Annotated in this window: 7 protein-coding genes; 5 read left to right on the forward strand and 2 right to left on the reverse strand. The window is 39.2% G+C overall.

Features of this window, described 5'->3' with window-relative positions; all coding sequences use genetic code 11:
• Nucleotides 1-55: 55 nt before the first annotated feature.
• Both acnA and H4J56_RS07265 read right to left on the reverse strand, forming a co-directional pair.
• Nucleotides 56-2,794 carry an aconitate hydratase AcnA gene (gene acnA / locus H4J56_RS07260; protein WP_182215247.1) on the reverse strand — a complete coding sequence of 913 codons (2,739 nt, stop codon included), beginning with the start codon at nt 2,792-2,794 and terminating at the stop codon, nt 56-58.
• A 391-nt stretch (nt 2,795-3,185) separates the two neighbouring features.
• Complete coding sequence (locus H4J56_RS07265) at nt 3,186-3,635, reverse strand: universal stress protein (protein WP_182173371.1); 450 nt, start codon at nt 3,633-3,635, stop codon at nt 3,186-3,188.
• A gap of 540 nt (nt 3,636-4,175) precedes the next feature.
• Between H4J56_RS07265 and H4J56_RS07270 the strand changes: the two genes are divergently transcribed.
• From H4J56_RS07270 to putA, 5 genes are all read left to right on the forward strand, one after another.
• Nucleotides 4,176-4,940, forward strand: a complete 765-nt coding sequence (locus H4J56_RS07270; protein ID WP_182259104.1) for a Crp/Fnr family transcriptional regulator — start codon at nt 4,176-4,178, stop codon at nt 4,938-4,940.
• Nucleotides 4,941-5,359: 419 nt separating this feature from the next.
• A complete protein-coding gene (locus tag H4J56_RS07275) occupies nt 5,360-6,067 on the forward strand; it encodes a Crp/Fnr family transcriptional regulator (protein WP_182259105.1) in 708 nt (235 codons plus the stop codon).
• Between the two features lie 334 nt (nt 6,068-6,401).
• Nucleotides 6,402-6,899: a pyridoxamine 5'-phosphate oxidase family protein gene (locus H4J56_RS07280; protein ID WP_182259106.1), complete on the forward strand. Its 498-nt coding sequence runs from the start codon at nt 6,402-6,404 to the stop codon at nt 6,897-6,899.
• Between the two features lie 98 nt (nt 6,900-6,997).
• Complete coding sequence (locus H4J56_RS07285; RefSeq protein ID WP_182259107.1) at nt 6,998-8,683, forward strand: thiamine pyrophosphate-dependent enzyme; 1,686 nt, start codon at nt 6,998-7,000, stop codon at nt 8,681-8,683.
• A gap of 133 nt (nt 8,684-8,816) precedes the next feature.
• Nucleotides 8,817-12,641, forward strand: a complete 3,825-nt coding sequence (putA, locus tag H4J56_RS07290) for a bifunctional proline dehydrogenase/L-glutamate gamma-semialdehyde dehydrogenase PutA (RefSeq protein WP_182259108.1) — start codon at nt 8,817-8,819, stop codon at nt 12,639-12,641.
• Nucleotides 12,642-12,648 lie beyond the last annotated feature (7 nt).

Consider the following 12,648-nt stretch of genomic DNA (forward strand, 5'->3'; position numbering starts at 1 on the left):
TATACATTATGCTAAAAAATTTACCCTTCAAAATTAATTAAGAAGGGTAACAACATTAGTCTGTCGACGCTAAATTTCGTAGCACATAATGTAATATGCCACCATGTTGGTAGTATTTGAATTCGTTGGGTGTATCAATACGAATTTTTACTTCAAAGGAACGTTCATTACCCTCTTCATTTTTAACAGATACTGTCACCGTTTTCTGCCCAATACTCACGGCAGGAATACTGAATTGCTCTTCACCTGTTAGTTTTAGTGACTCGGCATTATCATCTGGCATAAATTGCAATGGTAATATCCCCATGCCGACTAAATTAGAGCGATGAATACGTTCGTAACTCTGTGCAATAACCGCTTTAACGCCCAATAAAGCTGGCCCTTTGGCGGCCCAATCACGAGAACTGCCCGTACCATACTCTTTTCCAGCTAAAACAATCGAAGCAATGTTTTGTTGTTGATATTGCATCGCCGCATCAAAAACACTCATTTTTTCACCCGATGGCATCAGTGTCGTCCAACAGCCCTCAGTGCCGGGTGCTAATAAATTTCGTAAACGAACATTGGCAAAAGTACCGCGCATCATCACTTCATGATTACCGCGTCTAGAGCCATAAGAATTAAAGTCTTTGGGTGAGACGCCTTCACTTTTTAAATACTCAGCCGCGGGGCTATCTAGCGCAATCGAACCGGCAGGAGATATATGGTCAGTAGTGACACTATCACCCAGTTTTAATAAACATCGAGCATTTTTAATTGGGTTAATAGTTGGTATTTTTGCGCTAATATTATTAAAAAATGGTGGCAATTTAACGTAGGTAGAAGCTGGCCAATCATATTTTTGGCTTTGTACTATATCCAGCGCTTGCCAGTCTTTATTACCGCTATAAACATCTTCATATCGGGAAATAAACATTGAACTGTCGATAACTTTTTCGATAACTTGTTTAATTTCCTGACTATCTGGCCAGATGTCATGTAAATAAACCGGTTTACCTGTAGGGTCATCACCTAGTGAGCCCGTGGTAATATCTATCTTCATATTACCTGCTAAAGCATAAGCAACGACCAAAGGAGGAGAGGCTAAATAATTAGCTTGGACTTCTGGGTGAATACGACCTTCAAAGTTACGGTTACCTGATAAAACAGAGGTAACAGATAAATCACCTTGATGAATAGCGTCGCTAATTTCGGTAGGTAAAGGGCCGGAGTTACCAATACAGGTAGTACAACCGTATCCGACTAACTGAAAACCAAGGGCATCTAAATCTTCATTTAAGCCAGATTTAAGCAGATAATCAGTGACCACTTGTGAACCAGGTGCAAAACTGGTTTTTACCCAAGGTTTAACCGTTAATCCTCGCAGCCGGGCATTTCTGGCTAATAGTCCAGCGGCAATTAATACCGATGGATTTGAGGTGTTAGTGCAACTGGTAATTGCCGCTATAACGACGGATCCGTGTTTTAATACAAAGTCTTCATCAGCATACTGACAGGGAACGCCTGAATCTTCATTACTAGCAGGTAATAGTACCGAAGGTTGTCCGCCTTCACTTTCAAAGCCACTTTCACTATCGCTCGAGACTGCTTGTTTTATACCGTGTTGTAAAGCTAACCAGTCACGATACGCCAGACCGGCACGGTCAAGTGAAATTCTGTCTTGAGGACGTTTAGGACCAGCAATAGAAGGCACTACTTCATCTAGTTTTAATGATAATCGGCTATGATAAACAGCATGCTGTTGAGATTGCGTTCCCCACATATCCATCGTTTTTAAATAGGACTCTACGCGTTCAATGTGGTCACTGTCACGCCCGGTTAATTGCAGATAATCGGTAGTTTGATGATCGATGGGGAAAATTCCACACGTTGCCCCATATTCTGGCGCCATATTGGCTATGGTCGCTCGGTCGGCCAAGGTCAGCTCATTCACCCCAGAACCAAAGAACTCGACAAACTTACCTACCACACCTGCAGCACGTAATTGTTCTGTTACCGTTAAGACTAAGTCAGTCGCTGTAGTTCCTGCAGGTAATTTCCCCGTTAATTCAAAACCAACAATCTCAGGTATTAACATGGTCACGGGTTGTCCCAGCATCGCCGCTTCAGCTTCGATACCGCCGACTCCCCAACCTAACACACCTAAGCCATTAATCATGGTGGTATGTGAATCGGTGCCAACCAAGGTATCAGGGTAAAGTAAATTATTCTCGTCGGGCTTTTTGAATACTACGCGGGCTAAATATTCGAGATTTACCTGATGTACAATACCACGGCCCGGTGGTACCACTTTAAAATTATCAAAACTTTGCTGACCCCAACGTAAAAACTGATAACGTTCGCGATTACGCTGAAACTCAATTGCGGTGTTTTTTTCCATCGCATCAGCTTGACCAAACACATCGACCATAACTGAATGGTCGATGACCAATTCGACTGGATTTAATGGGTTTATTTTTTCGGCTTTTCCACCCATTTTGACTATCGCATCTCGCATAGCCGCTAAATCAACTACGGCGGGTACCCCAGTAAAGTCTTGCAAAATTACGCGAGCAGGTACAAAGGCAATTTCAGTATCCTGCCAGTTGTCTACATCCCAATTGGCTAAGGTTTCAATATCCCCTTGTTGGACAAAATCACTATCTGCATGTCGTAATAAGTTTTCTAAAAGGATTTTAGCGGCAAAAGGCAAACGTGAAAGGTCATACTTATCCGCTAAACCATCAAAACTGTGGTAGTGGCAAATTTCACCATTAATTTCAAGTTGCTTTAAACGTTGTATAGAGTTGGCCATTGTCGTTATCTCCATTAAAAGTATTTATCTGATTGGTATACGCATTATGATAAACGTAGTTAATATACCCTAGCATACATGGACGAAAACATAATGTGGCAGCCAAAATAAAGGGCTGGTAACATGTATAGTTATATAACAATCAGTAGGGTGTTTATTACAAATGAGACTCGAGTCAAATAATTTATCATGATAGGTCGATTTGATAAGACAGGATAAATTAGTGATACGACCCTCGATAAAAACCTATTATGGAAAGGTAAGTCTTGCTGCAACCGATAGATAATTAACGATATTATATTAATTACCGACTTAATTGATTGGCTCGTTCACAGCAGGTTCGTTACCATCATAATATTCAAAGCAATATATTTATTGCTTAAATCAATGCTTATTGCTCTTTATAACGCACTGCCAATACATCACATTTTGCGCCGTGTAAAATGGCATTTGCGGTAGAGCCTAATAATAAGCGTAAACCATGTACGCCATGGCTACCGGTTATAATTAAATCGACATTTTCGTGTTCTGCGAAAGCCAATATTTCTTCGCTAATATATCCGACCGATATACACAAGTGTTGTTCGGTGATATTTAGCCTTTTAGCTAATGGTTGAAGTATCTCTTTGGCTTGTTCTTTTAGTTTTTCTGTATTACCAAAACTGCCAACTGGGTCTGGACTCGGAACAACACCGAGTGCTCCACCATAATTAGGTATCGGTTCTACCACATGAATAATACTGAGTTTAGCGTCGGTGAACTGTTGTAATTGAGCGACTTTATCTTCAATATAGTTTTTTGAATCATGAAGTTCTGTGGCAAATAAAATATGTTTATACATAACGTTTTCCTCTATTAAATGATAAGGGTTTTATTGGTGGCTGGCAAAGCATTAACTTGTTGTTTTACCTGTTTTAAAGGGTGCTACTTCTTTTACTGAAGTAAAACTTTTATGGTCTTGTCCATTCCATTAATGAATAAAATTTTATAACGCTAAGCTCTAAATACTACCTTGTACTTTACGTAAAGATATATCTGTACGCTGTCACACATAACCTAATAATTATCGTACTATTTTTTATGCGAAAGCCACTAGAGCAGTAGGCTATTTCTTCGTTAGACTTTACCGTAGTGGAAAGTTTAAGTTTTTGTCTTTAAATGTTATTGTTGTTTGTTATGTTGTTATATCTGAATGTAAGCGCATCTACTTTAGGTGGTCTAAATGTCGATTAGTGCGATATATACTTTAATTACCTAAAATAAAAATGATCATCTAAAAAGAGTGTTGTGTACGGTATCGAACCGAACAGCGAGATTGTTTTTGTTAAGGTATAATAATATCTAGTAGCTTGATTTAATTCTTAAGAAGGGACGACTCACGATGCAAAAAATAATCGACACTCAAATTACCCCCTTACAAAATCACTTACTAGCTGTCTTGCCTGATGAAGTAAAAGAACGACTTTTTCCTTTTGTTGAATTAGTAAAGCTAGAGTTAGGCGAGGTTATGTACGAAGCCGGTGATAAGCTCGCTAATGTATACTTTCCCGTTGACTCTATTGTTTCTTTATTATACGTAATGGAGAGTGGCGCTTCGGCAGAAATTTCTGTGGTAGGTAACGAAGGCGTTGTTGGTATTGCGTTGTTTATGGGCGGAGAAAGTACGTCTAGCCGAGCTGTGGTTCAAAGTGCAGGTTATGCTTATCGGCTTAAAGGAAAACGCTTAACCGAAGAATTTCATCGACATGGAAAATTGTTAGGTGTAATGCTTCGTTATACCCAATCCCTTATTACTCAAATGTCACAGACTGCAGTATGTAATCGCCACCATACGATTGATCAGCAATTATGCCGTTTTCTTTTACTGTCGCTTGACCGTTTACCGGATAATACCCTAACGATGACACAGGAACTTATTGCTAATATGCTAGGGGTACGCCGAGAAGGTGTAACCGAAGCTGCGGGAAAACTGCAGAAGTTGGGTGTCATTGATTATCATCGCGGTCATATTACCGTGTTAAATAGGCAGAAACTTGAAAGCTTAAGTTGTGAATGCTATGCGGTTGTAAAAAAAGAAACCGACCGATTGCTCCCTCATGAAAACGAAAAAGTTTATTATCAATCAAAAAACGTTATTAATCTTTAATCAAGGTTATTTGTTTTAGTGAGTAATACTGTCTTTTATCTTTATAAGTTGATGATTTTTATCAGTATTAAGGCTCGGTCTTTAATCGATTTATGATATTTAGCACAATATCAGCTATTGCGCTAAATAAGGCTGTCACGCCATTGACTTTTATCAAAAATTTTCCTGCAATATCCGCATCAAAACGTTAAGACTTTAGCGCTGGCATTGAAGAAAACCTCCCGACATTATAGACACCGCTATTGCTTAGTGAACTAATCATTTTAAATATGTAAGTTATAAAGTCATCATATAAGTGAGTAATGTTTGCCAGCGCACAGATCCTCTATTTTATATCGCTTACACTTGACTATTGCTGCTATAAATTAAATTTTAATTATTTAAGGCAATATCATTTTTCTGTATCAGAGAGCAAACATATGCGATCAAAAGAAAAGCAAGAAGTCACCAATGAGTTGTTAGATGGGCTACCAAATAAACTCAGAAAAACTATTCTAGCGCAATGCGAGCAGGTTCATTTAACCTCCGGTGATATATTGCATGAGCGCGGGCAAGGCATTGACTACATATTTTATCCTTTAACAGGGTATATTTCACTGGTCACTACAGGTACGAGACACCCACCGCTTGAATTGTGTATTATTGGTAATGAAGGTATGTTGGGTATTTCCAATATTTCAGGGGTACAATCGGCTCCTGATAGAGCTGTTGTTCAGGGGTCTGGAACAGCGCTGCGCTTATCTGTTAAGCAATTTCAGTATCAACTGAAAAACTTTCCATTACTGTTAAAAAGATTGAATGATTACCTTTATATTTTGTTTGTGCAAGGTTCACAATCATTAGTCTGCATGCGATTTCATCCCATAGTATCTCGTCTTGCTCGTTGGTTACTCATGACTGATGATAGGGCACATTCTACTCATTTAAACCTAACACATCAATTTCTTGCTGATATGCTTGGTGTCCGAAGAAGCGGGATAACAGTAGCCGCTTGCTTATTAAAAGATAAAAAGTTAATTAGCTATACACGAGGTACCATTCAGATACTTAATCGTAAGGGCTTAGAGCGGGAAGCTTGTGAGTGTTATCAGCTGATGAAAGGTAATTATACCAATAGGTTAAACTAGACCACTTTAGCTATTTGTTTGTTTTAAATAAGCATTAGTAAAGTCATTTATTATAACCTCAAACAGTATTTTACACTATTTTTAGTCTGTTAATCAGCGCTAAGACCACCTTAAAAACCCTCTGTTTCAACTTGCCAGCATTAGTTTTAAGCCGTTTAGGATAAAACACACTCTTTAGACAGTACGCTAACGTACAGAGCGACCTCCCTTGTCACCGTATAATATTTTTAGATTTAGCTTAATAAATCAAATATAACTGTTTTTATGTTAACTATCTTAGCCGTCTCTAAAAACAGATAACACCGTTGAATACATTTAATCGGAGAAAATTAGCATGCAAAGTGAAAAGCATTTACAGAGAGATATCTCACATATTCAAAAGCTCATTAATATAGGTGATGTAGCAATGCTTGTTTCTAGGTCCGCTGATGGAATAATGAAAAGTCGACCGATGGAAACCGTTGAAGTTAGTGCTGAAGGAGAACTCTTCTTTTTTACAACGCTATCTTCAGAGTTGATTGGTGAATTGACTGAAAACAGCTTCGTCAATCTTAGTTTTATCAAAGAAGATAACAATTTTATTTCGGTATCTGGGATCACTCAGATAATTAAAAGTGAAGCTATGTTGATTAAATTATGGGAGTCACGTTATGAAACGTGGATTCAAGATGGATTGGATAACCCAGACATTGCTTTATTGAAAGTAAGTTTAGTGCGAGCAGAGCATTGGAAGCATAACACGATGTTGAACAGCATCAGACAACTATTTACTCCGGGAGTTTCAGCAGTAAATAATGTTCATGAATCAATTGAGCCTGATGAAAGTCGTTAACAGTGAGTAAATATAATAGATAAATTCATAACGCTTTGAGCGTTGTGCTTAATTAAAGTAAATATCGATGAACTTATTTGAAATTGAAAGGGGAATACATGTCTACAATCAAAAAACGTAAAGTTGTCGACCACATTGTAGAGACACTTTACAAATATGGTGTCCGCCATGTCTTTGGTATTCCAGGTGATGCGATTAATGATTTGATGGATGCTATACGCCGCAATGGAAAGATAGAATTCATACAGGTTCGTCATGAAGAAAGTGGGGCGTTTGCCGCATCAGCCCAAGCAAAATTAACCGGTAAGCTTGCCGTTTGTGTCGGTACTGCTGGAGGTGGAGCCATACATTTACTCAATGGCTTGTACGACGCTAAGCTCGACCATGCACCTGTCCTAGCGATAACGGGGCAGTTACGGCGTTCTGAAATAGGTAATAACTCACATCAAGAAATCAATTCATCCGCTCTTTTTTCTGATGTCGCTGTGTTTAATCAAACCTTGTTTGCTGCTGATCGTGTCCCTGAGATCATCCAGCAAGCGTGTAATAGTGCGATTACTGAAAGCGGAGTTGCTCATATTGCCCTACCTGTAGATGTGGCCACGGAGCAAATAGAAGCAGGTATTACTTGTCATCCAATCGCGGGCACTGAAAAGGGCAGTACAAAACCTTTAGCATCATCATTAAACAATACACTTAGCCTAATTCAGCAAGCTAATAAAATTGTAGTTCTTGCGGGCGTAGGGGCTATTCCAGCGCGTCAACAGCTACTTACTTTGTTGAAAAAATGCAATGCACCACTTATTAGAACATTAAAAGCAAAAGTATTACTGCCAGATGAGCATGAATATTCCTTAGGAGGACTTGGCTTACTTGGTACGCGACAATCAATTGAGGCAATAAATAATTGTGATTTACTTATTATGCTCGGTACTGATTTTCCCTACAAAGAATATTACCCTGGAAAAGCGAAAGTCATTCAAGTGGACAAGGATATTCGACACATAGGTCGACGTTGCCCTGTCGATGTATCGATAGTTGGAGAGGTAAGTGAGGTGCTAGAGCAATTAATTATTGATTTACCCCAAAAAGATGACAAAAATTTTCTTGATGAATGTCGTCACCAGAAAATGAAATGGTCAAGAGAACAAGGCGAAAAAGAAAGCTCGCAAGCCACGCCAATAAAACCGCAGCTTCTAGCACGAACAATCGGCGAGCTTGCCAACAAAGATGCGATTTTTCTTTGTGATACTGGCACGGTGACTGCGTGGGCCGCACGTCATTTACCCGTAACTGAACACCAACTATTTACCCTTTCAGGTAACTTGGCCACGATGGCATTTAGCATGGCTGGCGCGATAGGCGCACAATTAAAATTTCCTGACCGGCAGGTAATAGTACTTATCGGGGATGGTGGTTTTAGTATGTTAATGCAAGAATTTATTACCGTGGTCAATCGTAAATTACCGATAAAGGTTATTATTTTTAACAATGCCAAATTGGGACTAATTCAACTGGAACAAGAAAGCAGTGGTTACCCCAATTATAAAACGGCATTAAAAAATCCAGATTTTGCTGAATTTGCTCGATTATGTGGTGGTGAGGGTTGGACTATAGAACGCCCTGAAATGCTAGTCGACGCATTGAAAGAGGCATTTACTAGTACTGAGCCCTGTGTGCTTGATGTCCATGTCGATCCAAATGAATTGGTTATGCCGCCCAAACTTGAACTGTCACAAGCAGTAAATTATTCGATTGCTAAAGCTAAAGAGTTTTTAAATTAAAAGGACAGACTTTGTTACGTATCTTGTCGGCGATGATTGAAAAAGAGCTAACAAAGCATTCGTAGCATAAATTAAATTGTAATCACTTAAGAGATTACAAAAGACTATTTAATAATTTTTTAAGGATAACTATATGCTTTTCAATGGTTCGTTTAATACAGACTGTCCTCTTCGTCAAAAAATTCGTGAGTTTTACCGTATCGATGAAAAAATCGCGGTAGATCATATCTTACCATTGGCAGAAGTAAATGTTGGTGCCAGAAGTCGAGCGTGGGAAAGAGCGCGTAAAATGGCTGTTCAAATTCGTAAAGTCGAGTCAGGTAATGGTGCAATAGACGCCTTATTAAAAGAATACACCCTATCAAGTGAAGAAGGTGTGGTCTTAATGTGTTTGGCCGAAGCCTTGTTACGAGTACCAGACAAACATACTCAAGATGCTTTAATTCGTGACAAAATTTCTCAAGGGCAATGGAACAGTCATTTAGGCAGCAGCGATTCATTGTTCGTTAATGCCTCGTCATGGGGCTTGTTAATTACCGGCACTATGGTTAATTATGCCGATAAACGCAAAAAGGAAAGCTTTGGTTTATTGAAAAAGATTGTTGGTCGTTTAGGTGAACCTGTTATTCGTAAATCAATGAACTACGCCATGAAAATTATGGGTAAGCAGTTTGTGATGGGCGATACAATCATTGCCGCAACTGAGCGTGCTGCCGATAAAGAGCAGCAAGGCTATGTCTATTCATTTGACATGCTCGGTGAAGGTGCCCGTACGATGAATGATGCTGATAAGTATTTTAAAGCTTATCAAGAGGCAATAGAGGCGATTGGGAATGTAGCGCGTGCTACGGGTAAAGATGATCCTCGTAAAGTTCCTGGTATTTCAGTGAAACTTTCTGCTATTCACCCTCGTTATGAATTTAATCACAAAGAACGCGTTATGGCTGAAATTGTGCCAAAACTTAAGGCGCTTTGTTTACAAGCTAAAAGCTACAATATTGGTTTAACCGTTGATGCCGAAGAGTCTGAACGCTTAGATATATCACTTGATATTATTGAAGCGGTTTTTAGTGATAGTGATTTAGCAAATTGGACTGGCTTTGGTATGGCATTACAAGCTTATCAAAAGCGGGCTATTTTTGTCGTTGATTGGTTACGTGAATTAACGGTGCGAGTTGACCGAAAAATGATGGTCCGCCTAGTAAAAGGGGCTTATTGGGATACTGAAATTAAAAAGGCTCAAAAAGAGGGTCATCAGCATTTCACTGTATTTACACGAAAATCTTCTACTGATGTTTCTTTCCGCGCTTGTGCAAAAAAATTATTAGCTTATAGAGATACCATTTATCCACAGTTTGCTACGCATAATGCATACACTGTTGCCGCCATTCTTGAACTCGTTGATGGCAATAAAGAGGGTTTTGAATTTCAATGTTTACATGGCATGGGGAACTCTTTGTATGATCAAATAGTTTCTAGTGAAAATATTCAATGTCGCATCTACGCCCCAGTTGGTCATCATGAAGAGCTATTAGCTTATTTAGTGCGGCGTTTGCTAGAAAATGGTGCTAACTCTTCTTTTGTTAATGCCATTGTTGATGAGACTCAACCTGTTGAATCTTTACTGAGAGATCCCGTTGAAAAAACGCAGCGTTTAAAAGATAAATATAACACCCAAATCACCAAACCCATAGCTTTATACCATGATGAAAAAGGTCTCGGTCGTGATAACTCTAAAGGCGTCGATTTAGCTGATATTAATACAATCACACCCTTGAAGTCGTTTTTAGGTAGCTGGTTTACTGATCATCTACTCTCTGAAAGTAACGTTCCAAAAGGGGCTTTTGCCGTTAATAATCCTGCCAACCAAACTGAAATAATAGGCTTTTATCGTCATCACAACGAAGATGAAATGCTGGCAATGATAACGTTGGCTAAAACAGCATTTTCATCATGGTCACAAACACCAGTATCTGAACGCGCAGCGTTATTGTGCCGGGTTGCCGATATTCTTGAACATCATATGGACGAGCTTATCGCCTTATGTATTAAAGAAGCGGGTAAAACAGCTCAAGATGGCATCGATGAAGTACGTGAAGCGGTTGATTTTTGTCGTTATTATGCTGAAAAAGCTATTAATCTTGCGGAAGACGAACGTTTCGAAGCTCGTGGTGTAGTGCTCTGTATCAGCCCATGGAATTTTCCTTTAGCGATATTTTTAGGGCAGATCGCTGCAGCCATTGTGACGGGTAATACTGTATTGGCAAAACCCGCTGAACAAACCAGTTTGATTGCGCTGCGCACCATTGAACTGATGAAATCTGTTGGACTACCTGAAGGCGTTGTACAAGAGGTTATTGCCCGTGGTAGTAAAGTGGGTAGTGTAATTATTCCGGATGATCGTATTAAAACCGTTATTTTTACTGGCTCTAGTGACACAGCGACAATAATTTCACAAACCTTGGCTGATAGAGGTGGCGATCAGGTGCCTTTCATCGCTGAAACGGGTGGACAAAATTGTATGATAGTTGACTCAACTGCCTTGCCTGAGCAAGTTGTTGACGATGTTATTTCTTCAGGATTTCAATCGGCAGGTCAACGCTGTTCTGCGCTTCGGGTATTATTTTTACAAGAAGACATTGCTGATAATGTTATTACTATGCTTAAGGGTGCCTTAGCAGAATTACATGTCGGTAATCCAGCGTACTTAAGCACTGATGTAGGGCCTGTTATAGATAAAAAAGCACTCGGCGTTCTAAATGCGCACAGCGATTATATGAAAACACATGGTCAGTTATTATACCAATGTGAAATATCTGCCGAGGTAGAAAATAATGAGCATTTCTTTTTTGCCCCGCGTCTTTATGAAATTGAAGATATTAGCGTGTTAGAAAAAGAAGTCTTTGGTCCTTGTGTGCACATTGTACGTTTTAAAAGTAATGAGATAGAAGGGGTTATCGATAAAATTAATGGTACAGGTTTTGGTTTAACCATGGGTATTCATACACGTATTGAACACCGTGCCTTTGATTTAGCTAAGCGGTCACGTGCCGGTAATGTTTATATCAACCGTAATATAATTGGCGCCATTGTTGGTGTACAACCTTTTGGTGGTCGAGGTCTTTCTGGTACTGGGCCAAAAGCAGGGGGTCCCAATTATTTAACGCGCTTAGTGAAAGAAAAATCTACCCCTGATGCGGCGAAACTTAATGTATCGCCCTCACAAGAGGAAGTGTTAGAGGGAGATGAAAAAGCTAAAAAAGAGGCAGTTTTACTTATGGATAAGGCCGATGTCGCTGAAAAGTGCTGGCGTTTAACTGAGTTAAATACGCGTATTTCTTGCGTGCGTCAATTGTTAGCCAAAATTGCTGATGTTGATATTGTTGATGATTTATTTGATGACCTAAATCTTACGTTAACAGCGGCTCGTGAACAATTAATACGTATTGAAAAACACCTTAAAAAACCACTAACTCTACCTGGGCCAACAGGTGAGTCTAATATGTTGTATTTAGAAAACCGCGGTAATATTATTTGCTTTGCGGATAAAAATGTCAGCTTTCAGTTTTTGTTGATGTCTATTATAACGGCGTTGGCGACGGGTAATACCGTTATTACGGTTGTCTCTGATTTATTTTATCAGGAAGCTTTAGCCTTTAGAGATAAGTTTGTTGCAACAGGCGAAGATGAAAATGTTTTTCAAGTTGCTAAGTTATGTCATTTATCAGCGCTGTTGGCGCATCCTGCTTTGTCAGGTGTTGTTGTTGATAGTCATTGCGACCGAAAACATTATATCAGTGAGAAGTTAGCTGAACGTCAAGGTGCAATATTACCGGTGATCAGTTCAGAATATTTGGATAATTTAATTCAGCGTCTATTAACAGAAAAATCAGTTAGCATTGATACTACCGCTGCTGGTGGTAACACATCGCTTATGACTTTAGAGGAAGAATATTAGTTAATAA

The sequence above is a fragment of the Colwellia sp. BRX8-4 genome (assembly GCF_014077345.1).
Classification (GTDB): domain Bacteria; phylum Pseudomonadota; class Gammaproteobacteria; order Enterobacterales; family Alteromonadaceae; genus Colwellia_A.

Coding starts and splice junctions, on each gene's coding strand:
- H4J56_RS07285 (WP_182259107.1), top strand. CDS start 6,998: ATGTCTACAATCAAAAAACGTAAAGTTGTCGACCACATTGTAGAGACA.
- putA (WP_182259108.1), top strand. CDS start 8,817: ATGCTTTTCAATGGTTCGTTTAATACAGACTGTCCTCTTCGTCAAAAA.
- H4J56_RS07275 (WP_182259105.1), top strand. CDS start 5,360: ATGCGATCAAAAGAAAAGCAAGAAGTCACCAATGAGTTGTTAGATGGG.
- H4J56_RS07280 (WP_182259106.1), top strand. CDS start 6,402: ATGCAAAGTGAAAAGCATTTACAGAGAGATATCTCACATATTCAAAAG.
- H4J56_RS07270 (WP_182259104.1), top strand. CDS start 4,176: ATGCAAAAAATAATCGACACTCAAATTACCCCCTTACAAAATCACTTA.
- acnA (WP_182215247.1), bottom strand. CDS start 2,794: ATGGCCAACTCTATACAACGTTTAAAGCAACTTGAAATTAATGGTGAA.
- H4J56_RS07265 (WP_182173371.1), bottom strand. CDS start 3,635: ATGTATAAACATATTTTATTTGCCACAGAACTTCATGATTCAAAAAAC.